This window comes from Blautia sp. HCP3S3_G3 (genome assembly GCF_052063365.1).
Lineage (GTDB): Bacteria > Bacillota > Clostridia > Lachnospirales > Lachnospiraceae > Blautia_A.
The window spans coordinates 117348-144214 of sequence record NZ_JBQHXR010000004.1; the positions used below are offsets into that span (position 1 = coordinate 117348).

Below are 26867 nucleotides of genomic sequence, written 5' to 3' on the forward strand. Positions count from 1 at the left end.
CTCCTGTTGTCAATTGCCGGTTGATGCTGATATATCGCTTACCGGTTTCTTTTCCGGTGAAGCCCTGCTGCGCAATCCTTCGTGAAAACAGACACCTATAATGTCATGGGGTTCTGCCTTGATCAGACAAGGACAGGAGCCGCAATCATCATATTGGCCTTTGGCAAAGGGACAACCGATGCTGACGGCGCTCTTCCACGGTCTGCCGTTGGGAGTGTACCTGGGTTCCTCATCGAACTCAGGGAACTGGCCGATGAAAATCTCTGCCTTCTCATCATAATGGTATTTCACTGTGAGCTGATCACCATCAATAAAAAAGGTTCTCAGTCTCTCTTTTTCCATAAAATCGCCTCCTCCGCCAATTTATGGCAGTATTATACAGGATGATCTGCCATCTGCACAGAGTAATTTCGATGCTTTTTTTACTAAAGAAAGATCCACATAAAAGTATCGATCACACATCTGACACTTATCTAACAGCCATTTAAGTATTGTACATTCATCAATAGTAAAAAAACCGTTCGCGAAAGCGAACGGCTTTTAGAAAAAATGATGTTTTATGTAAGCATGAACTGTCCCAGCTCCCGCTTGCTGGAGATGCCCAGCTTCTGATAAATTATCTGAATAGTATTGGTAATGGTGCGGGGAGCCACGTTCATATACGCGGCGATTTCCTTGGCTGTCCAGCCGCGGTTGTACAGCATGGAGATGGTGAATTCGGTAGTAGTCAGATTGTCAGCCACCTCATGATCGGAAATCATGAGGTGAATTTTTCGCCATCCTGCGCTGAAAGAATAAGTTATTGCAATAATCTTTTCGAACTCTTCGGGATAATCCTTCTGGAAGAAAAGTTCGATCAGGCCCTGCAAAAGTCCGTGATGTTCCCCAAAAGGCTCGATTAAGCCGTCGCTGCGGGCAAGCGTCCACGCCTGTGCGATGTGCTGCTTTGCTTCTTCCACTCTCTTAAGGCTCATCAGATCCATGGCCGCCACAAGATGTACGTAAATCGAAGCAATCGGATACAGCTTCCGGCTCATGGACATCGCCAGTTCCGCGATTGCCAGGGAACCGCTGTAGTTTTCCTCCAGATAAGCCTTATGGGCAAGTAAATAGCATGCCCACAGCTTCAGTCCTTCCGGCAGATAAGAAATCTGCTGCTGAAGATCAACACCATAGGACATGGGCAGGTGCAGAAGTACCGAGGCTGCCGTGAATGTAAATGCACCCATCGCCTGAAGCAAAGGTGCAGGCTCCGCCTGAAAAGCCGCCTCCATATCCTCATGCAGCTGTCTGAAAGCGCGCATGGCCTGATCGATTTGCCCCAGAGTAAAACCGGAAAAGAATTCCACAAGGTTGGCAGAATAGCGAAGTACGGGGTCGTCGCTGTCCTTGTAGGGTTCCATCATCTTTACAGCAAGCTCCTGCTGACCGCTGAAATAATAATACTCTCCCCACGCAATCGCCCTGTCGTCCTCATCCCGTATCGAATCAATGAATTCGCGGCACTTTCCCACAGGATAGGCGCTGTTCAGGAGAGGCATGGCAATGCGGGCCGCCCGGCTGTCGCTGCTGCATTGCTGTTCTGCAGGCCTCGCCTGTTCTTCCGGCTGACCTGCAGTCTTCGCTTGTTCTTCCGGCTGACCTGCAGTCTTCGCTTGTTCTTCCGGCTGTTCCACAGGGACAAAATCCGTCGGGATCATCCATGAACGTCCGTGACGCACGGCCCCGGGAATCCGGTCCTCCTTCGCCCACTTCTGAATAGAGCGTACGCTTACTCCAAGACGGTCTGCCGCACGCTGAGATGATTCATAATTCACGATTCATCCACCTCCCTGTCCTCTTCAGCCGAAGCCCGGAGCGTGTCCTTATCAAAGCCCGCTCTGGCAAGCCGTATCGTGTTCTCCACCGTACTGCGTGCCAGAGCAGCAATTTCCATTTTCAGTACCCTGGGGATCAGCGCTTCACGCTCCACTGCCGGTACATCAAAGATTTTCAGCGCACACCGCAGAAACAGCGCAATCTTCTTATCTATTGTAAAATACATGTCACATCTGCGGGTCATCAGTCCCCGCATCACGCTGCTGGAGATCAGCTCGAGTTCATAAAAATCACTTTCTGCCGCATCCGGGAGATATTTGCCGAAGATCTTCTGCAGTTCCTTCGCAGTGTTTCTGTTAATGTAATCCATTGTGGTGGGCAGGGTGTAAGCCGCGGTATACAGATCCCGCAGCGGTTCGCTGATCTCGCAGATATGCAGCTGCAGTGCCGTTTCAGCGCCGTAGATCAAAAGTGGATCCGCTTTTTCCCCTAATATTGACCGTATACAGGAAAACTGTACACCGAACATGTAAGTCACCAGTGTGTACAAAATAGCTTCTTTATCATGATATGCCCGTAGTACGGAGCTCTTTGTGCGGTCGATCCGACTTGCGATCTGGTCGAGGGTCGTCTCCCGATAACCCTGTTCCATAAAAAGTTCAACCGCACACCGCAGCACCTGCGCCCGTGTCTCTTCCATGCGCTGATAGCGCTTCCCCTGTCTCATCTGATTCCTCCCCGAGAAAAGTAGACCATGATTCGTTTTATGGTCTATTGTATATAATATTATAAACTACAGAAAAAATTAAGTCAATAACATCCGTGCTGATATTCTGTTTCCGGCATTGCACAGACGATAAAACACAATACGTTCCATATAAATAGCCCCATCCATTATGGATGGGGCCACAATTTATATCACAGAGCAAATAGAATTATCCTCTTTTGGGGCAAAGGTTCTTAACAATAGAATTTTATCTCTTCTATCACAAACGCTTGTTTCCATTTTAAACAAATAAGAAAGAACTGAGCTGATATAAACTCCATTAATTCATTCAATTCTTTAGTTGAAATCTTACTTCCATTACTTGCCAAAATACATCCTCCCGACTTTGTAAGCCAGATTTTAGTTGCATTAGGAGTAGGCTTTCCCTTTGACACATGAACATGAATTGGTTCACCATTCTCATTAGACCAGAAATATACCGTATATCCACTTACTGTAAATAGTTTAGGCAATCTGAATCCCTCCATTCTCCGCATATCTATACAGCAAATGTGCATTGCTGTGTAGGAGTTCTTCAAACATTGCTATTTCTTCATCCGAATATCCCTGTCTGTCTGTCCACTTATAGTCTGGTAATTCACATCTTGCCGAATCAAATCCATCTTCTGTCGGACGTTCAAAATTTACTATAACCTTTCTCATCCCATCTTTTTCGATAATTTGAGAATGCACTATTTCAGTCTCATCTGCCAACGTCATATATGGATACATCATATAGCTTCACCTCATTTCTGCTTTAGCCATATTATAACATCTCTCCATGTAGTTGTCATGTAGATGTTGAAGCATAATCAAAAAAACAAGAGGATATACTTACCCTTGCTGTAACAAAAAAGACCTTGAAGGTCTGAAAAAAGATCAGACCAACAAGGTCAATTCTTACAATTTCTTAATTGAAATTATTTTAATTATTTTTCAGCGATAGCTGCCTGTGCTGCTGCAAGACGAGCGATCGGAACACGGAATGGTGAGCAGGAAACGTAGTCCAGACCAATCTTATGGCAGAATTCTACGGATGTCGGGTCGCCGCCGTGCTCACCGCAGATACCGATGTGCAGGTTCGGGTTAACCGGTTTTCCTAACTTAATAGCCATTTCCATTAATTTACCAACGCCTGTCTGGTCGAGTTTAGCGAATGGATCGTTCTCGAAGATCTTAGCGTCATAGTATGCATTAAGGAATTTACCAGCGTCATCACGGGAGAAGCCGTATGTCATCTGGGTTAAGTCGTTTGTACCGAAGCAGAAGAAGTCAGCTTCTTTAGCGATATCATCAGCTGTAAGAGCAGCTCTCGGGATCTCGATCATGGTACCAACTTCATATTTCAGGTCAGCGCCTGCTGCTGCGATTTCAGCGTCAGCTGTCTCAACAACAACTTTCTTAACATATTTAAGCTCTTTCACATCGCCTACCAACGGAATCATGATTTCCGGGCAAACGTTCCAGTCAGCGTGTGCCTTCTTCACATTGATAGCTGCACGGATAACTGCTTTTGTCTGCATCTTAGCGATTTCCGGATAAGTAACTGCCAGACGGCATCCACGATGACCCATCATCGGGTTGAACTCATGGAGAGAATCAATGATTGTCTTGATCTGCTCAACAGTCTTGCCCTGAGCGTCAGCAAGTTTCTTGATATCTTCTTCTGTAGTAGGAACGAACTCATGAAGAGGCGGATCCAGGAAACGGATTGTTACAGGATTTCCTTCAAGAGCTTCATACAGTTTCTCGAAGTCTCCCTGCTGTTCCGGAAGGATCTTCTCAAGAGCTGCTTCTCTTTCTTCAACAGTTTCAGCACAGATCATTTCACGGAATGCATCGATTCTGTTGCCTTCGAAGAACATATGCTCTGTACGGCAGAGACCGATACCTTCTGCACCAAGCTCACGAGCTTTTTTAGCGTCAGCCGGAGTATCTGCATTTGTACGAACCTTCAGAGTTCTGTATTTGTCAGCCCATGCCATAATTCTGCCGAACTCACCAGCGATTGTAGCGTCTACAGTCGGGATGATTCCGTCATAAATGTTACCTGTGGAACCATCAAGGGAGATGCAGTCTCCTTCATGATATTCTTTTCCAGCAAGAGTGAATTTCTTATTTTCTTCATCCATAGCGATGTCGCCGCAACCGGATACACAGCAGGTACCCATACCACGTGCAACAACGGCTGCGTGAGAAGTCATACCACCACGAACAGTCAGGATACCCTGAGCAGATTTCATACCGGTAATGTCTTCCGGAGAAGTTTCAAGACGAACAAGAACAACTTTTTCGCCTCTTGCAGCCCATTCAACAGCATCGTCTGCTGTAAATACAATCTTACCGCACGCAGCTCCCGGAGAAGCGCCAAGTGCTTTTGCGATCGGAGCAGCTTCTTTCAGAGCCTTAGCGTCGAACTGAGGATGAAGAAGTGTATCCAGGTTACGAGGATCGATCATTGCAACTGCTTCTTCTTCTGTTCTCATGCCTTCATCAACAAGGTCACAAGCGATCTTCAGAGCAGCCTGAGCGGTTCTCTTACCATTACGTGTCTGAAGCATATACAGTTTACCATGTTCAACAGTAAACTCCATATCCTGCATATCTCTGTAGTGTTTTTCAAGAATGCTGCATACTTCTTTGAACTGAACGAATGCTTCCGGGAATTTCTCTTCCATTTCGGAAATGTGCATAGGTGTACGAACACCGGCAACAACGTCTTCACCCTGTGCATTTGTCAGGAATTCACCAAACAGACCATTCTCACCTGTAGCAGGGTCACGAGTGAAAGCAACACCTGTACCACAGTCATCACCCATGTTACCAAATGCCATCATCTGTACGTTTACAGCAGTACCCCAGGAGTACGGGATATCGTTGTCACGACGATATACATTTGCACGCGGGTTATCCCAGGAACGGAATACGGCTTTGATTGCACCCATTAACTGTTCCTTCGGATCAGACGGGAAATCAGAACCGATCTTTTCTTTGTATTCAGCTTTGAACTGATTTGCAAGTGTCTCAAGGTCTTCAGCAGTAAGCTCAACGTCCTGTTTTACACCTTTTTCAGCTTTCATCTTGTCGATCAGCTCTTCAAAGTATTTTTTACCAACTTCCATTACTACGTCAGAATACATCTGGATGAATCTTCTGTAGCAGTCCCAGGCCCAGCGTGGGTTTCCGGATTTTTCAGCCAATGTATGAACTACTTCTTCATTTAAGCCAAGGTTCAGGATGGTGTCCATCATACCAGGCATAGAAGCTCTTGCACCAGAACGTACGGAAACAAGCAGAGGATTTTCTTTGTCACCGAATTTTTTGCCGGTAACTCCTTCCATCTTGGTGATTGCTTCCATGATCTGACCCATGATTTCCTCATTGATCTGTCTTCCGTCTTCATAGTACTGCGTACAAGCTTCTGTTGTGATTGTGAAGCCCTGCGGTACCGGAAGACCAAGGCTTGTCATTTCAGCAAGGTTGGCACCTTTACCACCCAGAAGGTTTCTCATATTAGCATTACCTTCTGTAAACATGTAAACCCATTTTGCCATTTTACATTTTCCTCCTATTAATTTGTTCTTTAAACATAGAAATATGTTTTATACGCACACAATTATTTTATAGAGTTCTGCTCAAATAGTCAAGGTCTAACTGGCAAAAAGGGGAAAAAAACTGTAAACTTATGTCTGAAACCTGACTTCATCAGTCAGAAAAGCTCATTGGCTTCTTTCCCCTCAGTTCATCTGCCATGTTCACTGCAAGAACATTCCAGTTGATAAATCCTCCATTCATAATCGGTTCTCCGGTAAACGGATCATAGTATTCATGCAGACATCCGCTTTTTTCCAGATCTCTTCCCAGAAGAGTCAGAGTTCTCTCGCAGATGATTTCTGCTTCATCCCGATAACCATAATTCAGAAGACCGCGGAATGTCACATAATTTGCAACCAGCCAGATTGGTCCAAGCCAGTTAGACGGATTATTGGTCACCGAAAGATCAAACATTTTTTCGTCTTTTGCCAGAGTCGTCAGACCATAATCGGAACCAAATGTTGTATCATCAAAGATATGCTTTACCATTGCTGCTGCCTGTTCTTCTGTCGCAATTCCCGCATACATGGGAATAAAACCGGACCATACACGCACCTTGATGGGAAGGGTTTTCCAGAAAACACCAAGTCCCTGGTGAAACCAGTCGTACTTTCTGGTTTTGATATCCACATCCACAGAATAGAAAAACTGATCTCTTTTGTCCCAGCGTTCTGACTGAATGGACTGAATCAGTGCTTCCCGTTTTTTCAGCAGTACATCTGCCTCTCCGTTCTGTCCAAAAGTCCGGAAGATTTTCGCGCCAGCTGCCAGTTCCACACACATAAAACTGTTCAGGAAAATATTGGCTGTAGAAAACGGAGGTCTTCCAAAAGTAGCCGGATCATTGTCCATTCCGATCATAATATCATCCCGCCACACATACAGACCACAGTTTTCATAATAATAATTCCTGTCGTAGCAGGCAAAATATTTCCGAATCCCCTCCAGATTCTCCTCCATCCAGGTATAATCCTTCACGTAATCACTGATCAGACAGATCTGTGTGCAGAGAAACGGCTTGTGCATATTCATCAGCACACCTTCTTTATGTCTCATATTCAGATACGGTTTCGGCCAGTCAGCCACTTCGATCATCATGGGAATATATCCGTCTTCCAGCTGATGGTCAAAAAAGTTCCATACATTTCCATCATAGATCGAGCCCGGATCGATAAACGGATAACGGATAAAGCTCCGCGGCTGTTTCATAACATCTTTCGTATGATCCGTAAAAAATGTTCTCAGAAGTTCTTCATAATGTTTCATCTGTTCTTTCTTTTCATATTCCATAGTCTCTTATCCTTTCGTTGATCCTGCCGTCATACCTTCAATGACACGTTTATTCAGAAACAGGTACATAATCAGCATCGGAATGACACAGATGGATACCGACGCAAAAATTGCTCCCCAGTTTTTCGTTCCAAATTCATCTGTAAAATACAGAAGTCCCGTCTGTACGGTCTTGAGATTTTTACTGCTCACAAAAGTCATGGCAAGCTAAAAAGGATGATTGCATAAAATCCGATGGAAGTCCAGATATCCATTGCACACAGAGACCCCAGTGCTGTGCTGGCCTGTCCGAGCCAGGGCTGTACCAGATTATCAAGCCCCACAGCTGCCAGGATACTGTTCAGCAGACCGTAATGCGGCTGTATTTCATAAATCTTTGTAAAAAGCTGTGCCACTGCTACAACCGGAAGCACAACCGGGAAAAATACGATCGTTCTTACCAGAGATTTGAAATGTTTCAGCCAGAAACGGAACATCAGGGCAAGCAGAAGACCCAGAATAATCTGTCCAGCCATTACAATGATGATATATTTGATATTTACAGTTAACGCTTTTTACAGGTATATAACAGAAGTCCCGGCACCATATACAGAGCAATTGCTTTTTTATTACTTAATACTTTGTTCAATCCAGTCACTCCTCTTTAAGAAAAGGCAGACAGAGAACCTGCCTGCCTTTTGTGCATATTATTTTATCCTGACTCTTTATGTCTCATCGTTCAAGCAAGTATTTATTTGGTAGCCTCATAAGTTTCTGCCATCATATCACAGTATTCCTGAGCACTCATATCTCCGTTCAGCAGAGACTGAACATTTTCCTGTGCGATTGTTGACAGTTCAGAATTCATAAGTGCTTCAAACCAGTTTCCTGTACCGGTAACTTTGTTCATTTCGGTGGTAGCACCTTCACCAAAGTAACCTTTTGCATTCATATCCTGGATCATCTGTGCTGCCTGGATAAATCCCTCACTGTTATAAGCTTGTGGAAACCGTCACGACCAGAATACCATGGGGCTTATATTTTGACGTATCATTTAATTTTTTTACCACAGAAAAGCATCGCCGGTTTTCAGGATTCAATACATCTCCATTCCAGAAAATCTCTTTTCCTTTGCTCTGCTCCACTGCCTGATACCAGTCCGCATCCTTATCCGGTCCTGTTGTATAATAGGTCAGATACGGAGCTGTTTTCTCCCCGTTTCCCAGATACATAATATACCGATTGTAATCATCAAACAGAAAGACTCCCTCTACTTTGCTCAGCTGGCTGACCATATCCGCTACCTGTTCCGATATACTGGTTTTGCTTTTCGAATCATAATAAGAAGAGCCTTCTACAAGAGGCTCCTCACTGATCACGCTGATCAAATCATCATCCAGCATACAATTTCGGATGATATTGACCAGATTACTCAGTTCCTTATCCGCAAGAACATTCAGAGCGGACAGTTTTTCTTCCGACTGTTTGATATATTGTTCCCGGATCGTCTGTATGGAAATCCGGTATACAGAAAAAACAGAAACCGTAACAGAAAGAAAGGAGACAATGATGATGGCGATAATAATCTGCCACCGCAGTTTTATTTTTTTCATGCAGCACCTCTTCCATCATCTGTTTTTACGCACCGTACCCTTATATTCATTTGGTGTCATTCCTGTCCTTTTTTTAAACAGATCGCAGAAGTACCGGTAATTCGGATATCCCACCATCTCACACACTTCATACACAAGATGCCCCTGGGAAAGCAGTTCCTTCGCTTTCTTCATTCGGATTTCAGTCAGATATTTCACATAACTGATCCCTGTTTCCTCTTTGAACAGTGCGCTCAGGTAAACCGGGCTCATATTCAGCATTTCCGCAAGCTGGTTCAGGCTGATATCCTCATTATAATGTTCTTCGATATATCCGATCAGATTTCTGATAGAATCATGCGTAATTCCGTCCTGTTCTCTCTTCATCTTATTTATGATATTCAAAATAATTTCATCAACGTATTGGTTCACTTCCTGACAGGTATTCAGAATTTTAAGATTTTTGTAAGAAGGAAAGTGCTTTTCTGACAGATTTACTTTTGTATTATCATAATAACAGCTTACCACCGATGTGCAGACCATGAACATATTCCACCGATACTCTTCAATGGTCGGGTTCTCTGATTCAAATTCCGTTTTCAGTTCTTCAAAAATAGCCAAAGCACTGTCATAATCTGATTTCAGAAGTTTTTCGATCATTTTATCCACGCTGCCGGAAACATGTTTCCTGTGCATTTCTTCCAGAGTACTCTTAAAATAAATTTCCTCCGCTTTGCGCAGTGCTTCTTCCATCAATAGCCGGATTCCCTCTATTACAAGGCATTCATCATCCACTACAAATACTCTGAGCATGGTCCTGTCCTCCCGGGAAGATTCTGTTTATTCATTTTTCTCCATCCACTTCTTTAATGCTTCCATCCTGCTTTTTGCATCCTTCCGACCGATTTCATACACTTCACGAATTTTCTCAGGGTCTTTTTCCATCCTTCCAATGGTAAGCTCCACACTGGGACGGATCACAAAAACACTTCCCTCTTTTTCCAGTCTGTGTATATTCTCAATGGTCCGGTTATAGACCAGATGCCGTCTGGTCAGTGTTCTGACAAAATTCGGATATTTATGATAAAATGCCCGGATCAGTTTCGGATTCTCCGGTTTCTTCACATAACCGTCATGTCTGGTCAGTACTACCACATTTTTCTTATATCCCATACGCCGGAACGCCATTACCGGAATACTGTCCGCACATCCGCCATCCAGCAGTTTCATTCCGCGGTACTCAACAATCCTGGATACATAAGGCATAGAAGCAGAAGCGCGCATAATATCTACCTGACTTCTCATATTTTTGACCGGAAGATATTCTGCTTTTCCTGTTTCCAGATTGGTGCAGACTGCATAGAATCTGATTCTGGACTTGAGAAACGCTTCATAATCATAGGGATCCAGACGTTCCGGAATATCATGGTAACAAAATTTCTTATCCACTACATCTCCTGTACGCAAAAGATTCCAAAAGCTCATAAAATGCCTGTCACTGCGGTATTTCATATAATACCGCAGACTCCTTCCCTTCTGTTCCGACACAAATGAACAGCCATGAAGTGCCCCTGCGGATACTCCGATCACACCGTCAAACGTAATTCCAGCTTCCATAAATTCGTCCAGCACGCCTGCCGTATAAATCCCGCGCATGGCACCGCCTTCCAGAACCAGTCCTGTCTTTTCTTTACTCATTGATTCTCACTTCTTTCTGCAAACTTCTTTCCGTCAACTTCTTCCTGCAAAATAATTGTATACACCTGATGATCTGCAGACTATATATAATTTTTCCTCCTACTCAGCTGCATACTGTATCTTTTGAAATGCTTCCTGAAAGGAAATCCCGTTCTTTTCTGCAAGATCTGAAACAGATCTGTATTCCGGATAACGTCGGATGGTTCCGTCCGGAAGTACACATTCTTTTATCACTGCCTCTCCATATTCGGTATGAACAGTTCGGATTTCCCGCGGAAGTATCGTGCGGTCCATCTCTGTTCTTCGGATACCGATGGTGGTTGTTTCGTGAAACACAATATCCTCCATTTTTTTCACATCTTCCGGCATACAGATGACATTCAGCTGATAGGCCGGTCTGTTCTTTTTCATATAAACAGGAGTATAGCTTACATCTCTGGCTCCTGCCTCCAGAAGACGGTCCATCACATATCCCAGTACCTCTGCGCTGCAGTCATCCAGATTGGTTTCCAGACAACAGATTCTGTCGCTGTGTGGAAAATCCTGTTTTCTGACGGTTTCAGATTCCTCTTCCACACCGAGAATCATCGCGCGAAGGAGGCTCGGACGGTCATAATTGCGTTTCCCTGCTCCAAGTCCTGTCTTTAGGATAGTAAAACGCTCAGGAATCTGATCCGTTGTCCGGACTGCCGCTGCGATTGCTGCACCTGTAGGTGTTACCAGTTCTCCCTTTGTTTCCGTCATATGAAGTCGGATTCCATGTTCCTGAACAATATTGGTCACTGTCGGAACAGGAATGGGCAGTATTCCGTGCTGGCAGCGAACCGTTCCTCTGCCTTCACAGAGCTCAGGTACTGCAATCTCCGTTATCCCGAGATCATCCAGACATACCGCTGCAGCTGCAATATCCGCAATAGAATCCACCGCCCCGACCTCATGAAAATGGACCTCATCAACCGGTACTCCATGAGCCTTTGCCTCAGCTGATGCAAGAATGTGAAAAATTTTCAGAGCAAGACTTCGTGCTCCCTCCGTCATTTGTGCTCTGTTAATGATCTCCTCAATTTCACGCATTCCCCGGTGTTCGTGATGGTAACCTTCCGCTCCGTGACCATGAGTTGACTCATGGTGGCTATGTACGTGATTGCATTCTCCTTCCGCATGCTCATGCCCATGCAGATAGTTCATGTCATGGTCATGATTTTCATGAGCTTCATCAAGGATCACTGCAAAATCACAGGCATCCAGCCCTGCCTTTTTCACTCTGCTGATAACGGTATGAAAGCCATCAACAGGAAGACTGGCAAGTGCCTGCTCCATTTTCTTCTGATCAGCGCCAAGATCCAGCAACGCTGCAACTGTCATATCACCGCTGATTCCGGAAGTGCATTCCAGATACAAAATTTTTTTCATTTTCCTTCTTCCTCTTCTTCCTGTCCCCGGCATCCCATCCGGTTGATCTGTGTGGCAATATACCCTGCCCCGTATCCATTATCAATATTTACGACCGCAATTCCATTGGCACAGGAATTGATCATCGTCAATAAAGCGGACAATCCATTCATGCTTGCTCCATATCCGACAGATGTCGGCACTGCGATCACCGGCTTGTCCACCAGACCTCCAAGTACACTGGCAAGCGCCCCTTCCATTCCTGCCACTGCAATGATGCAGTTCGCATCCTGAATCATTTCCAGTCTGGAAAACAGTCTGTGAATGCCGCTCACACCCACATCATAAATGCGCACCACATTTGACCCGAAGTATTCCGCAACCTGAGCCGCTTCCTCCGCCACAGGAATATCTGCCGTTCCCGCTGTGCAGACGGCGATCCTGCCGATTCTCTTTTTGTTCTTCTTTTCAATTTTTATGATATGGGAAATTTCATCATATACCACATCCGGAGATAAATCTTTCACAAGCTCATACTGGTGTGTGGTTGCCCTTGTTCCCAGCACTTCTCCATTTTCCTCATAGAGTTTCCGGAAAATCTTTTCGAAATGGACATCTGCCTTGCCGCTGCAGTAGATTACTTCCGGAAAACCGGAACGGATTTCCCTGTGTGTATCAAGTTTTGCATAATCCATTTCTTCAAAAGGCTGTTTGCGGAAATAATGCTCCGCTTCCTCCAAAGAGATCTCTCCCTCTTTAAATCTCCTGAGAATTTCTCTTGCTTCCATAAAATTCAACACCCCGGTTCTTTCTATCTTTATCTTCGCGAGTTTATTTATTATATCACATTCATAAAAATGAAACAATTCTTACTTTTCCCACCATTTCATTGATTCACCTCTGAAAATATGATATATTGTTAACATAACCATGTAAATTTTTTAACAGGATTTTATCTGCAGCAAAAATTCTGTAAATACTTTTTTTGTTCTATTCATATTTCCTATTTATCAGAACACAACCGGTCAACAACTGAAAATCCAAAAGAAAGCGAGGTAGCAGGAATGAAAGATCCATCTGAACAAACACCAGACAGCACAATTGCTGACCAGACTCCAGGCATCCTTTCATCACTGGAAACTTCCGTATCCGACCCGATACGGCTCCAAAAACTGGCCTCTGTCCTGAGCCGCGCCAACATTACTATTTTTGAATATTATCCAGCAGAAGATGTTCTTTTGAAGTACAATGAATATTTCCAGCCGGTCATCCGGGTACCTGGTTACTTTAAAAACCTGGATCTAACATCCCGCATTCATCCCGATGATTTTGGGAAGCTGCTGGAATTTTATCACGGAAAACACAATTCCCCTATTGAAATACGCTCCATCAACGAAAATGGGCGCGTTTTTCATAATGTTCTGGATTCAACCCCGACAGGGCCTCTGGATGACCCGGACTCAGTCATTATTGGTATTATCCGTGATGTTACTATGGAACGCAGACGTGTGGAGCTTCTCAAGGCACAGGCCATGCGTGACCCTTTGACCACATTATATAATCACACAGCAGGAACACAGCTGATCAATGAATATCTGAACAAAAAAAATCCCTATTCCTCCTGTGCATTGATGGTGGTTGACATCGATTATTTCAAAAACGTAAATGACAACTATGGTCATCTCTTTGGGGACAAAGTTCTTTCAGAATTTTCCCGGCTTCTTCTCTCTGTTTTCGGAAATGATAATATTCTGATCCGTGCAGGCGGAGATGAATTTGTCATTTTCCTGAAAGACATCCGCCATACGGAACTTCTGAACAAGGGAGATAAACTGCTTGCTTCCGTCCGCAATATGGCTTTTACAGAATGTGATTATTCACCCACCTGCAGTGTCGGAATCTGCTTTCTGCCGGAAAATATGTCAGGTTATACTTATGAACAGCTTTTTGAAAATGCTGACTGGGCTTTATACAATGCAAAAAGAAGCGGCCGCAACCGTTATATGTTCTGCGACAGTCTGAAACGTTTTGAATATTCCTCCCCGGATTTTGAAAATATTCATCCAGATATTGATGCACGATATTTCCGAAACGACATCATCTCCTGCGCATTTGAAATATTTGAAAAGAAAAACAGCTTTGATTCTGCCATAAAAATGCTTCTTGAGATCATTGGAATCCGTTTCGGACTGGACCGCATTTCTATTATTGAAACAGACATCAAAAATTCTGTATGCAGCAGCTACCGGCAGTGGTCTGCACCCGGAATCCCAAAAGTACTGGAAAATCCGGGAAGTTTTACCAAAGATGATTTTCTGAAACTGTTCCACAGCTATGACGAAAACGGTACTGCTGTTCTTCAATATGACAATATGGAAATGTACTCTGCATCTGCAGCTTCTCTTCTTATGCAGGGAAATGCCAAAACAGTCGTCTATTCCGCCATGTATTGTGAAGGAATGTATGTCGGTGCAATCTCCTATGTAGTATGTAAAACAAAGCGCTTCTGGTCCAAAGATCAGCTGAGCCAGCTTGGAGAGCTTACGAAACTGATTTCTGCTCATCTGGCCAAAACTCATGCACTGAATGCCTCTCACAAAGGGATTATTTCTGTTCCGGAATATGACCATCTCACAGGTCTTCTTTCTTTTGCCAGATTTCGTGATGAAACAGAGCGGATTATCGTTGGCAACGAGCATCAGACATATGCCATGGTTTATACAGATCTGGAAGATTTTAAGTACTTTAATCAGAAATGCGGCTATCGCATGGGAGATCAGCTCCTGAAAGATTTCAGCAGTTATATCATCAGTACACTGAAGCCTGGCAATAATGTATATTTTACGCGAATCGTTGCGGATCAGTTTGCGCTCTTTATGCCGTATATCGATCAGGGCCATGCAGTGGAACATGTAGAACAGATCAATCATCTTTTTATTGAGCAGCAGAAAAAAATATATCCAAATGTTCCGCTGCGGATCCGTACCGGTATTTATATAGTAAAACCCGGCTGTACCAGTGCTTCCTCTGCACTGGACTGTGCTAACTATGCCCGTCAGCAGACCAAACAGGGGAAGGGACAATCTGTAATCCTTTATGATGAAGCACTTTCCCGCAAACGCCATCTGGAAAATGAAATCAAAAATGATATGACAGAAGCTATGGCTCAGGGACAGTTCCAGATTTATCTGCAGCCCAAATTTTCCATGGAGGATCTTTCCATTACAGGAGCAGAAGCACTTGTTCGATGGCATAAGCCGGATGGAACCGTTCTCTCTCCCGGCGCTTTCATTCCAACCTTTGAACAGAATGGCCGGATCACAGAACTGGATTATTATGTATTTGAAAAAGTCGTGGAATTCCTTGCCAAAAACGACACACTTGGCAGAAAACAGATACCGATTTCCATCAATGCCTCCATCCTTCACGCCTCCAATCCGATGACTGTGCAGAATTATCTCGATATTCTGAATAAATACCATGTGGATCCTTCCCTGACGGAAATAGAGCTTACAGAAACAGCCACTGTAGCAAAATTTGACAGTGTACGTTCTCTCTTCCAGCATCTGCAGTCTGTACAGATTCAGACTTCTGTGGACGATTTTGGAGCCGGGTATTCCGTATTAAATACAGTGATTGATATTCCGGTCAACACAATTAAAATCGACCGACTGTTTATTGAAAAATGCACTTCCACCAAACGGGGAATTTATTTTCTCAAAGAAATCGTGACCATGGTCAGAGGCCTTGGCTATCATGTTCTCTGTGAAGGAGTGGAAACAGAAGAACAGCTTGAAATCCTCAGAAAGATCGGCTGTGAAACGGGGCAGGGTATCTGGTTCTGTCCTCCTCTTCCGATCGAGGAATATGAAAAATTCGTGTACGGCGATGCGCACAGGCAGTAGAAATCGTTATGATAACAAAATCAAAAATAACATGTCTGCAACCAAAAACAGTTGCCGTGTATCCATAAAATAAATTCCATAACTGTATCGTGACAGTGAATGTTCACAAAAATGTCCCGGGACTTCATACCTTCATATATGAAAATCCCGGGACACTTTGTACATCCTTATCTGTACATCCATACCCGTTCAGCACAATCATTCTGTTTTTTAGAAAAAGAGATTGAAAATACCCAGGAGCAGACCGATCAGAGCCCCAAGATTTACGATCATTCCCAGCTCATGTTGCATAACAGACATTACCAAATTCTCAAGTTCCGCAACATCCATTTCTCTGATCTTATTTTCTACAATATCAGAAATATGGAACTGCTTCACAATCGAGCCTGCAAATCTGCGGATACATACACGGTAAACATCCCGGATTTTTCCGCAGATGGTTTCTTTGTCTGCAGGAATCCAGTTTCTCACATCTGCCAGTGTTTTTCCCTCGATACCGGCAATTTCTTTTTCAATCTGTGTTTCCACATAAGCAGGACCATTCTCCATGATATAATTTTCTGCATACTCTCCAATTTCACCTGCAAGGGAATCCAGTAATTTATCCGTCAAAAACATAGAAAACATACTTCCTTCCAGTTTCAGACGAACCGCCTTTTTTCCTTCTTCTGCAATGAGTCTGCCCGGTTCCATCTCTTTGATACCATTCATGATTTTTTCACACAGAACCTGCTGCAGCTGTTCTTTGCCTGTATGATAGGCATCTTGTCCCATAAGTTCCGGAAGCACTTCACTGAGAGCCTGCTCCTTTCCCAGATAATCCTGAATCTGTGAAACCAGGATATCCGTTACCGAGTTTTCCACATCCTCAGAAAGAAGCATTTCTGTCAGATCCTCTTCCGTCAGAAGTGCATTACCAACGGCTTTTCCAACAGCAGATGCCAGATCATTCTTCCGTTTCGGGATGATTCCCGGAGTAAACGGAAGGGTAAAACGACCAATTTGGATCGGCTTATGCGGCCGAAACAGCATTTTTACAGCAATATAATTGGTACAGTATCCAATCACCGCACCAATCAGAGGTCCGCTTATGTAATGTAATAACTCCATCTTTTCATCTCCATCATAGTTTTTTCGGCATGACTATTCTGTTCAGAGCCATCCGGATTTTTATTCTATCACAACTATGCCTGTGATACCAGTACAATTTTAAACTTTTCATTTATTTATTAGACAATGCCGTCCTGCCCGGAGGGCTTTATTATATCACAGGAAAATGTAAAGCACTTTCCTATGATATAATAATAGAATCCCGTTTCCGGAATATACGGTTCTTCCATACATTTCCAGAAACGGGATCTCCTATTTCATCTCTTTCAGTTGAAAATTTTCTTTACTTTACTTCTCATTTTATCAGCTGAACATATCCGATATTATGCTGCATCATCTGCGGGAACATCTTCCAGTACTTCGACTTCCCCTTCTGTTTCTGACATGGATTCTGCGATCATATCAATAACTTCTGCAGGAACACCGGCATTTTCTGCATTGGCACGAATGGTATCAAAGTTCATCTCAGCCTCATAAGCACTCATATCTTCTTCACTGGTCAGATCATAAACGGTTCCCATATCCTCTTCTGCAACAGCCTCAACACCATCTCCGCTGGCGGCAACATGGAGCGTCAGGGAACAAAGAGAAGCACCGGAACTCAGTACACTCAGCTTCAGATCCACACTCTGATCTGCACTGTCGGACGATAAATCCGCAACAAGACTGAACGCGCTGAGCGGATTATACTCCTCCTCAGACTCACCGGACGGGAAGGTCATGGTAAAGGTTCCTGCCGGATATCCTTCTCCATTGGCATTGCTGTTGTAATTCTCTACGGAAATATCCATCATGACCGCACCATCTGCAACCAGGCTGTAGGTTCCATTCAGGACACCATCTGCAGACTGTCCGTTTCCGGTAAGGGCAAGTTCACTTCCCTCGGAATACATGGAAAGCAGGAAGCCGGACGTATCTCCATTCTGCGGATTCTTCCAGGTAAGGGATACCTGAGAATCTACCCCTTCGCACAAAGCAATTTCTCTACCGACGATTCTGTTGTCACTGTTGATCCAGATTCTGGACGCAAGATATTCATTTGCAGCATCTTCTGCTGTTTCCTCTGCTGCTGCACCATCCAGATCCGCAAGTGTATTTGCAAGGAACTCCTGGAACTGTGCATTCAGATCTCCGGATTCCGGATTGATTTCCGTGCATTTCGTCAGAATTTCTTTTATCTGTTCGTCTGTCTGAGCAGTTGTCAGAATTTCTCTGGCAATCGTCGTCATCTCCTCCTGGAAAATCTGACCTTCCAGAAGTGTACAGTCCTCTCCGATTCCGTCAATGGAAATCGTTTCTTCCACTGACGCGCCTTCCTGCATGTGATCGATCACAATCATTCCGTAACGATCCAGAATTTCTCCAAGAACAGCCCCCTCCGGCAAAACAGCTTTGGGGTCTTCCAGAATATCCGATATAGCTGTCATATATCCGGAAACTGCCTCTGCTCCTGCCTCCTCAAGAGATGCCTTCAGATAAGCCGGAGACATTTCCGGAATCTGAATATATTCCATACCTGCCAGATAATCCATCATCGCATACATACTGCAAATCGTAGAATCATTCACAAGAGCGCTCAGCATGACTGCTTCCTTACTGTCAGCAACCGATGCATCCATATGAAGCGCCACATCCTGCAGCCAGGAAAGATCCATTCCTGTCAGCATACCCAACATGGAACGACCTGCTTCATCTACTGTCAGATTCAGATCCATCACTGCATTGGAAGCAAGGGAACCGGACTGTGTCAGACTGGTTTCCAGGCTCTGGTCCCAGTCTTCTGCCAGATATGCACTGGCAGCTTTCAGAGCTTCTTTCTCCCAGTCACAGTAGGTAACTCCTTCCGCCGAAGCCGTCGCAGGCATTGAAAAAACCAATACAGATGCAGATGCTGCTGCCGCAGCTTTCTTCAGTGTCCAGCTTATTTTTCTTTTCATGCAAAAACCCTCCTTCTCTTTTGTTATGTTTTATGAAATAGGTTCAAAATCTGCTGCGCCATGCTTGCAAAGCGGGCAGATGTAATCCTCCGGAAGTTCCTCTCCTTCATAGATATATCCGCATACCTTGCAGACAAATCCTTTTTTGCCTTCTGTCTGCGGCTTTGGTTTCACATTATTCTGATAGTAGGTGTAGGTCATGGTTTCCACACTGGAGATCACACGAGCTTCTGTAATGCTGCAGACAAATAATCCGTGTGTGTCAAAATCCAGATACTGCTCTACTTTCAGAGACATAAAGGAATTGATATATCTCGGAAGGAAAGCCAGACCATTGTCAGAACGAAGCGGTGCCAGTCCCGCAAACTTATCGGCAGTTCTTCCGCTCTGGAAACCGAATCGCTCAAACACACTGAACGGAGCATCGGTAGACAGGCAGTTTACATTCATAATACCGGTCTGTTTGATAACATGATGTGAATAATTTGCCTTATTGATTGCTACTGCCACACGATTCGGTGTATTGGTAAGCTGTGTTACCGTATTCACAATCAGACCGTTATCTTTCTTTCCATCATTGCTTGTAACTACATAGAGACCATAGCCGATGTTAAAGAGTGCAGTAAGATCGTTCTTATCAGCCTTTTCGCTCTGTGCCACATAATCACGGCAGAGTTCATCTGACAGAGCTTCAATCTGTGCGGTGCTCTCCTCATTGAGTGCAGATTTGATGTGGACAGTAGTATCTGCAAATGTCAGTTTCTTGGATCCTTCCAGCATCTGTTTCATAACTTTGGCTGCCAGCGGAGCCCATGTACCGTTCTCAACAAAAGCAACTGTACGGTTCTGGAAATTTCTTTCTGTCAGATGATGGATGAATTCCTTCATGAACGGGAAAATATCTGCATTATAAGTAGTTGTGGCAAGTACCAGTTTGCCATAACGGAATGCACTCTCTACTGCTTCTGCCATATCGTCACGGGCAAGGTCAAATACTTCCACTTTCGGACAGCCCTTTGCCAGAAGTTTGCTTTCCAGAAGTTCTACCGCTTTTTTCGTATGTCCGTAAACAGAAGTATAGGCAATCACAACACCCTCTGTTTCAACAGAATAAGAAGACCAGATATTGTACAGATTGAGATAGTGACCAAGATCTTCTTTCAGTACCGGTCCATGGAGCGGGCAGATGGTCTGAATATCCAGTCCTGCAGCTTTTTTCAGAAGGTTCTGTACCTGAGCGCCATATTTGCCGACAATACCGATATAATAGCGGCGAGCCTCGCAGTCCCATTCCTCTTCCACATCCAGCGCACCGAATTTACCGAAGCCGTCTGCGGAAAACAGCACTTTGTCACAGGTGTCATATGTTACGATTACTTCCGGCCAGTGAACCATCGGAGCTGCCACAAATGCCAGTGTATGCTTTCCGAGAGAAAGAGTATCCCCTTCTTTTACAACCAGCTGTCTGTCTGCAAAATCGGTTCCGAAGAACTGTTCCATCATGACAAATGCTTTTGCGGAAGAAACGATAACGGTATCCTCAAAGATTTTCATGAAATTGGCAATATTTGCGGAATGATCCGGTTCCATGTGCTGAATGATCAGATAATCGGGCTTTCTGTCTCCAAGAACCGCCTGAATATTGTCCAGCCATTCATGGGTAAAATGTGCATCAACCGTATCCATAACCGCGATTTTATCATCCAGAATCACATAAGAGTTGTAGGACATTCCATTTTCTACAACGTACTGACCCTCAAATAAATCAACATTATGGTCGTTTACACCTACATACTTGATATCATTAGTAATTACCATGACAATCATCTCCTTTAGTTTAATTTCATTATTTTTGTAAATCTGTCATCTCATTATATCATACTTTTTTGAAAAGAAAACATACACTTTTAGTCTAGTTTACACTTTCCTGATTTATGGCTTTACAATACAGTCAGCCTGTGTCATTTTCTCTGTGATCACATACATATTTGTGACATTTCCTACCTGAAGCTTTTCCAACAGGCCATAATGATTCAGACAGGTACCGCAGGTCAGGATCTCCACTCCCTGCGCTTCCAGAAATTTCAGATCTTCCAGCGTCGGTGCATCTTCACAGGTAAGCTTTGCACCGCCGTTATAGAACAGAATCGTGGAAGGAAGAATCTCCTGCTGGGTCAGTGCATATATAAATCCTTTCATCAGAACTGCACCCAGTTCCTGATCACCGGTACCCATACATTCCGAAGAAATTACTACTACCATATTTTTTCTTCTTGTATCCGGAATACAGGAGATTTCTTCCTGTTCCTTTTCTTTTCCTGATGGAGTGTCTGTTTCACCCACTTCCAGAATCACCTGATATTTCTTTTCTTCCAGTTTCTGTGAACGGACGCCGTAATTCTTCTGCTTCGCGAGCTTCGTCAGATTCTGCACAGCAATTTCGTTGTCCACAAGAACTTCCACGGAATCCGGCGATTTTAATTCTTTGATTGCCTGGATAGTTTTTACAACAGGAATAGGACACGCCTCTCCCAGAGCATTTACTTTTATCATGAATTCTACCTTCTTTCCTGTAAAATCATGCTTTTATTATACCTTAGTCAATGCCCGGTTGCCATCCTGTTTTTCATATTTTCCTGTTTTTTATCAAAAACACTGCAAACTTTATCATATTCAAAAAAAGAGCTTGCATCTACAGGGTTTCAAATATGACAGCACCTTTCTTTCGTAACCAGAAAAGCAGACCAATTGCTCCGGCAAAAATCACTGCTGCTGTACACCCAAGATACACAGCAGGCGAAAGTATATCCATCAGAAGCATATAAAGAGCTCCGGCTCCCACAACCACTACCCAGCCTCCAAATAACGCGATCATCACATTCAGACTCTGCTTAATCGGAACAATTTCATTGGTCCAGGTAAGATTCGGCATTTTCAGATTCAAAACCAGCCCCGTCAGCGCCATAAAGATAATAAAAGCGAGGACTGTCAGCGGGATCAGAACTGCAAATACAGCGGAGGGCTTGAGCACAATTTCCACACTCATTACCAGTATCGCTGCCGGAATCAGCGTCAGGATCAAATGGAGTTTAAGTTTCGCCATCAATACCTGAAAACCGCTTACCGGAAGAGACTGCACAAGCCAGATGTTCCGGCCTTCCAGAGATACAGAAGGTGCCGTGATGTCATTCATCGTGGTGATCATGCAGACAGCAGCTGCCGCAGCCATACTCATCATATCCTGATCACCGGCAAAGAAAAGCATCATCATATCCATGATCATATTTCTTTTAACCAGAATCATCACCGCTCCTGCAATCATCAAAATAATTCCAAGCCCGCAGTTCAGGATGTAATTGGGGCATCCAAGAAAACGGCGAAATTCCTTTCCCAGAAGAGCGCGTTCCCGGGAGTGTACAGTAACCTTCTGTACTTTATAAATGCGTCTGGAAGCACCCCGGTTCGTGGTAATAATCCTGGTATAGCTTGCTGCCAGCACCAGATATACTGCCAGAAATACCGCAAGCGTCATCACAGTAAACATCCCGAGGGAACTCAGATTCCCCGCTGCTGCCATTCCCATATGATAAACCGGCGACAGGCTGTTCTTCAGAAAATTTCCTGCAATCTGCGGATTACTTATGATATCCTCCAGGAATCTCATCGCTTTCAGATAAACATAATAATATCCGATGATAAATCCCAGAGAAAGTACTACCGTAATGAGGCTTTTATGTTTTGTTTTTTTGCTGATCAGCGCTACCGCCCATCCGAGTATTGCCGAAATGATCAGTACCACAATGGAAATTTCCAATGTCGCGATTACAGAACAGAGAACCGTCAGAAATCCCGGTGCAGCCGTCAAATAGTATTTGATCAGCACAGGAACCATCACCAGCAGTTCATACAGAAGTCCCATCAGATACACCCCTGCCAGACGCACATTCAGGATCCGGGATGCCGGGATCGGCATGGAAAGCAAAAGTTCATTATCCTTTGCCAGATACAGGCTGGCATATGTATTAAAAACACTTCCAAATGCCCCGAATGCGGTTCCCATCAATCCCATCAGTGCAAAATAAAGCCATCCCATACCAGCCTGATGCAGCGGTCCGCACAGTGGATCCGCAACAAAATAAAACATGGCACCAAGAATTCCAAACAAGATAACATACAACAGGATCATCATAAGCAGCCGGATACCAGTCCTGTTTTTATTTTTCTTTTTGTCCTGCCAGATAAATGAAAACAACTCCATTATCTGCTTTTTAAGCAATACCTTTGTCATGATCGTCCTCCAGTTCCAGAAATACATCTTCCAGGGAAGTATCTCCTTTTACTTCCTCCATGGTACCTGAGCGAATCAGCTTTCCGCCCTTGATAATCGCTACTTTATCGCAGAGTTTTTCGGCAACCTCCAGCACATGGGTGGAAAAAAAGATGGCACCCTGACGATCACAGATCTCACGCATCAGCTGTTTCAGTAAATGTGATGCTTTGGGATCAAGTCCCACAAAAGGTTCATCCATAATGATCAGTTTCGGATCATGGATCAGTGCCGAAATAATGGCCAGTTTCTGTTTCATGCCATGAGAATAAGCAGAAATCGGCTGTGCAAGATCAGAGGTAAGTTCAAATGCATCTGCATATTTCCGGATCCGTTCCTGCCTGTCACCGGCACTGACGGAAAAAATATCTGCAATAAAATTCAAAAACTGAATTCCTGTCATAAACTCATAAAGATCCGGATTATCCGGAATATATGCGATCTGGGATTTACACGCAAGCGGATCTTTTCGAATGGAAATTCCATTCACCAGAACTTCTCCGCTGTCAAACTTCAAAAGTCCGCAGCAGGATTTTATGGTTGTTGTTTTTCCTGCACCGTTGTGTCCGATAAAGCCATAGATTTCTCCGGGCAATATATGCAGCGACAGATCATCCACCGCTTTTTTCTCTCCATAAATTTTTGTCAAATGCTCAATTTTCAGCATGATTTTCCTCCTTTATTTTTGAGTATGGATTATTATATTTCCTATCTATTCATGTCTGCGGTTTTGTGCTTATCATATCAAAAAATACACCTGCTGGACAGGTGTATTTTATAGGGAAATGTGTCAATTTATCAGTCAGAACAATAGACACGTTATCTAGAGCGTGTTTGATAATTCATTCAGGCACGAAATATTGACTTCTCGCATCCATTCGGAACACTGCAACAAAGAGCAGATCCCCGATAATGTTTACTACACATGCAATTCCCACAAAGATAAATGGCAGATTTGCATTACCGACGCCTCGCAGCACACCACTGATCACATTATACGCAATAATGATCAGAATTCCGGCAGAGCAGATCCGCATATAAATAATTGCTTTTTCCAATGAAGCTTCCGGAACCTGAAGAATATGCAGAACGCTTCCGGCAAATATTTCCAGAAGGATGGTTGCCGCAATTCCGATCATGGCAAACAGGATAATGGTTGTTCCTACTGTGTCACCGGTCTCTTTCGTTTTTTTCTCTCCGATATGCTGTCCAATAATGACTGTCGATCCCATTGCCAGACTTGTAATGATAAACGTAACCATCTGCATAAAAGCACTTCCCGTACCGACTGCAGAAATACTGGATGCATCCCCGAACTGTCCGACCACAAGCAGATCCACTGCACCGTAGGCAGCCTGCAGAATCAGCGCCCCCAAAACCGGAAGTGCAAACCGTATCATAGAACCAAATACAGAACCTTCTGTAAACGAAAGTTCCTGTTTCTGATTCTCCAATCCCTCTTTCTCTGATTTTTTATCAGCGTTATCCTTATTCATCATCTTTTTTTCTGATTGATTTTCTCTTGTCATTTACTTCTTCTTTCCATTCTTTCCAGGTATTCCTCAAATACAGCAAATGCCTCTTTTACTGGTTCCGGGGAAGACATGTCCACGCCACAGAGCTTCAAAAGATCAATGGGATCCATAGAAGAACCTCCGCTCAGGAATTTTTTGTAATTCTCAACAACTCCAGGCTCTCCGTTCAGAATTTTACTGCTGATCGCAATCGCTGCAGCAAATCCGGTCGCATACTGATACACATAAAACGGTGTATAAAAATGAGGAATACGTGCCCACTCATGAGCAATTTCCGGATCACACACCATATCCGGCCCAAAATACTTCTTATTCAGATTCAGATAAATTTCATCGATCTGTTCCGCAGTAAGCATACCGCCCTGTTCTACAACGCTGTGCGTCAGCATCTCAAACTCGGCAAACATGGTCTGACGGAACATCGTTCCTTTAAACTGATCCAGAAAATAATTGATCAGATACCGTTTTTCTGTTTCATCCTCTGTTCTTTCCATCAGATCATGAATCAGAAGTGCTTCATTACAGGTGGATGCAACTTCTGCCACAAAAATCCGGTAACCGGCATACAGATAAGGCTGTGTATGATCGGAATACCAGGAATGGAGTGCATGACCCATTTCGTGAGCCAGTGTAAACACATCATTCAGAGATCCATGAAAATTCAGCAAAACATAGGGATGTGTTCCATAAGCGCCCCAGGAATAGGCTCCTGTCCGTTTTCCTTTATTTTCGTAAACATCGATCCAGCGATTGTCAAACCCTTCCTGCAGCAGCCCCAGATAATCTTCTCCCAGAGGAGCAAGCCCGCGTTTTACGATTGCTTTCGCTTCTTCAAACGTATATTTCCTTTCCGGAGATTTTACCATTGGTACATATACATCATACATATGAAGTTCCGACAGCCCGAGAAATTTCTTTCGGATTTCTGCATAACGATACATCAGAGGCAGTGCCTCATGAACCGCTTCTATCAGATTCTGGTAAACTGACACCGGAATGCAGCTTCCATCCAGAGACTCTTCCATTGCATTTTTATAATGGCGTTCTTTTGCAAAAAAATCCGCCTGTTTTGCGTTGGCATAGTAAAGGGAAGCCAGTGTATTCCGAAATTGCCCATATACCGAATAAAGTGCCTGGAATGCATTTTTCCGGAGTATTCTGTCACTGCTCTGCAGGTATGGAATAAAAGTTCCCTGGGTGAGAGGATATTTTTTGCCCTCACTGTCTTCCACATCCGGAAACTGTATGTCCGCATTATTGAACATGGAATAAATATTCGAAGGTGCCTGTCCCAGTTCATTTACTCTGGAAAGAAGTGCTTCTGTTCCTGCATCCAGTACATGCTCTTTTCTCCTGGTAATCTGCTGTACAAAACGTCGATACGGTTCCAGTCCATTTTTTCCGTCGGTTTGAGTAAAATAAGCGTTCAGTACTTTCTCCGGAAGATTCAGAATTTCCGGTTCCAGCCATGCCTGCGTCTGTCCAAGTCTGGTCATAATAATCTGCATTTCCCCGCTCATCTGCTGATAACGGGCATTTGCCGTATCTTCATGATATTTCTGGTTCGCATATACATACATCCGTTCAAAAACCAGGTTCATATCTTCATAAAGCTTCAGAACCTTCCGCATCTGCTCTGCGCCTTCTGCAAGAGTTCCTTTATACGAAGCAAACTCTTCCATCATTTTTTCGAGCTTTTCTCCGTCTTCGCTGAATAATTCTTCGTTCGCGTACAGATCCTGCATGTTCCATGTATTCTCTGCTTTTTGTTCCTGTCTTGTCAAAATTTTCTGTTCTTCCATTTTCTGCCTCCTTGCTGTAGATTATCATAACAGATTATTCCTCTACATACAACTGTCCTCATTTGATAAAAATGCGACTCACTTGCCTGTAAAATAAAAAAAGCATCGGGAATATAAAAATA

The 26867-nt window shown here is 43.9% G+C and carries 24 protein-coding genes; 1 reads left to right on the top strand and 23 read right to left on the bottom strand.

Annotation, left to right across the window (positions count from 1 at the left end):
* Positions 1 to 9 precede the first annotated feature (9 nt).
* The 15 genes from ACTNEW_RS06635 to larB form a co-directional block, all read right to left on the bottom strand.
* Positions 10 to 342 carry a hypothetical protein gene (locus ACTNEW_RS06635; protein ID WP_441059274.1) on the bottom strand — a complete coding sequence of 111 codons (333 nt, stop codon included), beginning with the start codon at positions 340 to 342 and terminating at the stop codon, positions 10 to 12.
* 215 nt (positions 343 to 557) lie between these two features.
* A complete protein-coding gene (locus ACTNEW_RS06640; protein ID WP_441059276.1) occupies positions 558 to 1817 on the bottom strand; it encodes a helix-turn-helix domain-containing protein in 1260 nt (419 codons plus the stop codon).
* Entirely contained in the window at positions 1814 to 2545 is a 732-nt protein-coding gene (locus tag ACTNEW_RS06645) for a TetR/AcrR family transcriptional regulator (RefSeq protein ID WP_441059278.1), read from the bottom strand. The genes ACTNEW_RS06640 and ACTNEW_RS06645 overlap by 4 nt, the downstream gene beginning before the upstream one ends.
* Before the next feature lie 233 nt (positions 2546 to 2778).
* A complete protein-coding gene (locus ACTNEW_RS06650) occupies positions 2779 to 3057 on the bottom strand; it encodes a DUF4160 domain-containing protein (protein ID WP_441059280.1) in 279 nt (92 codons plus the stop codon).
* Positions 3050 to 3319, bottom strand: a complete 270-nt coding sequence (locus tag ACTNEW_RS06655; protein WP_441059282.1) for a hypothetical protein — start codon at positions 3317 to 3319, stop codon at positions 3050 to 3052. Before ACTNEW_RS06655 ends, ACTNEW_RS06650 begins: the two co-directional genes overlap by 8 nt.
* 194 nt (positions 3320 to 3513) lie before the next feature.
* Positions 3514 to 6138 (bottom strand): pyruvate, phosphate dikinase, encoded by a 2625-nt coding sequence (ppdK, locus tag ACTNEW_RS06660; protein ID WP_441059284.1) that lies wholly within the window; start codon positions 6136 to 6138, stop codon positions 3514 to 3516.
* A 151-nt stretch (positions 6139 to 6289) separates the two neighbouring features.
* Positions 6290 to 7468: an MGH1-like glycoside hydrolase domain-containing protein gene (locus tag ACTNEW_RS06665; RefSeq protein ID WP_441059286.1), complete on the bottom strand. Its 1179-nt coding sequence runs from the start codon at positions 7466 to 7468 to the stop codon at positions 6290 to 6292.
* 6 nt (positions 7469 to 7474) lie between these two features.
* Positions 7475 to 7660, bottom strand: a complete 186-nt coding sequence (locus ACTNEW_RS06670; protein ID WP_441059288.1) for a hypothetical protein — start codon at positions 7658 to 7660, stop codon at positions 7475 to 7477.
* Positions 7661 to 7665: 5 nt separating this feature from the next.
* Entirely contained in the window at positions 7666 to 7983 is a 318-nt protein-coding gene (locus ACTNEW_RS06675) for a hypothetical protein (protein WP_441059290.1), read from the bottom strand.
* A gap of 215 nt (positions 7984 to 8198) precedes the next feature.
* Positions 8199 to 8411 (bottom strand): hypothetical protein, encoded by a 213-nt coding sequence (locus ACTNEW_RS06680; protein ID WP_441059292.1) that lies wholly within the window; start codon positions 8409 to 8411, stop codon positions 8199 to 8201.
* A 28-nt stretch (positions 8412 to 8439) separates the two neighbouring features.
* A complete protein-coding gene (locus ACTNEW_RS06685; protein WP_441059294.1) occupies positions 8440 to 9060 on the bottom strand; it encodes a hypothetical protein in 621 nt (206 codons plus the stop codon).
* Between the two features lie 15 nt (positions 9061 to 9075).
* The gene (locus ACTNEW_RS06690) at positions 9076 to 9852 is read right to left on the bottom strand and encodes a helix-turn-helix domain-containing protein (protein WP_441059296.1); all 777 of its coding nucleotides are present in this window, start codon (positions 9850 to 9852) and stop codon (positions 9076 to 9078) included.
* Positions 9853 to 9879: 27 nt separating this feature from the next.
* Complete coding sequence (locus tag ACTNEW_RS06695) at positions 9880 to 10737, bottom strand: patatin-like phospholipase family protein (protein WP_441059298.1); 858 nt, start codon at positions 10735 to 10737, stop codon at positions 9880 to 9882.
* Between the two features lie 99 nt (positions 10738 to 10836).
* A complete protein-coding gene (gene larC / locus ACTNEW_RS06700; protein WP_441059300.1) occupies positions 10837 to 12150 on the bottom strand; it encodes a nickel pincer cofactor biosynthesis protein LarC in 1314 nt (437 codons plus the stop codon).
* A complete protein-coding gene (gene larB / locus ACTNEW_RS06705; protein WP_441059302.1) occupies positions 12147 to 12917 on the bottom strand; it encodes a nickel pincer cofactor biosynthesis protein LarB in 771 nt (256 codons plus the stop codon). The genes larC and larB overlap by 4 nt, the downstream gene beginning before the upstream one ends.
* 276 nt (positions 12918 to 13193) lie before the next feature.
* On the opposite strand from larB, the gene ACTNEW_RS06710 reads away from it, so the two are divergent.
* Positions 13194 to 16034 carry an EAL domain-containing protein gene (locus ACTNEW_RS06710; protein ID WP_441059304.1) on the top strand — a complete coding sequence of 947 codons (2841 nt, stop codon included), beginning with the start codon at positions 13194 to 13196 and terminating at the stop codon, positions 16032 to 16034.
* 210 nt (positions 16035 to 16244) lie between these two features.
* Here the strand turns inward: ACTNEW_RS06710 and ACTNEW_RS06715 are convergent, their stop codons facing one another.
* The 8 genes from ACTNEW_RS06715 to pepF all read right to left on the bottom strand — a co-directional run bounded on the left by ACTNEW_RS06715 (position 16245) and on the right by pepF (position 26745).
* Positions 16245 to 17144, bottom strand: coding sequence for a DUF445 domain-containing protein (locus tag ACTNEW_RS06715; RefSeq protein ID WP_441059306.1), 900 nt, complete (start codon positions 17142 to 17144; stop codon positions 16245 to 16247).
* A gap of 323 nt (positions 17145 to 17467) precedes the next feature.
* Complete coding sequence (locus ACTNEW_RS06720) at positions 17468 to 19081, bottom strand: hypothetical protein (protein ID WP_441059308.1); 1614 nt, start codon at positions 19079 to 19081, stop codon at positions 17468 to 17470.
* A 30-nt stretch (positions 19082 to 19111) separates the two neighbouring features.
* Positions 19112 to 20899, bottom strand: coding sequence for a flavin reductase (locus ACTNEW_RS06725; RefSeq protein ID WP_441059310.1), 1788 nt, complete (start codon positions 20897 to 20899; stop codon positions 19112 to 19114).
* 114 nt (positions 20900 to 21013) lie between these two features.
* A complete protein-coding gene (yedF, locus tag ACTNEW_RS06730; RefSeq protein WP_441059312.1) occupies positions 21014 to 21634 on the bottom strand; it encodes a sulfurtransferase-like selenium metabolism protein YedF in 621 nt (206 codons plus the stop codon).
* 139 nt (positions 21635 to 21773) lie between these two features.
* Entirely contained in the window at positions 21774 to 23369 is a 1596-nt protein-coding gene (locus ACTNEW_RS06735) for a putative ABC transporter permease subunit (RefSeq protein ID WP_441059314.1), read from the bottom strand.
* Positions 23350 to 24075 (bottom strand): ABC transporter ATP-binding protein, encoded by a 726-nt coding sequence (locus tag ACTNEW_RS06740; protein WP_441059316.1) that lies wholly within the window; start codon positions 24073 to 24075, stop codon positions 23350 to 23352. Before ACTNEW_RS06740 ends, ACTNEW_RS06735 begins: the two co-directional genes overlap by 20 nt.
* A gap of 175 nt (positions 24076 to 24250) precedes the next feature.
* Positions 24251 to 24937 (bottom strand): MATE family efflux transporter, encoded by a 687-nt coding sequence (locus ACTNEW_RS06745; RefSeq protein WP_441059318.1) that lies wholly within the window; start codon positions 24935 to 24937, stop codon positions 24251 to 24253.
* Complete coding sequence (gene pepF, locus ACTNEW_RS06750; RefSeq protein WP_441059320.1) at positions 24934 to 26745, bottom strand: oligoendopeptidase F; 1812 nt, start codon at positions 26743 to 26745, stop codon at positions 24934 to 24936. Before pepF ends, ACTNEW_RS06745 begins: the two co-directional genes overlap by 4 nt.
* Positions 26746 to 26867: the final 122 nt, after the last annotated feature.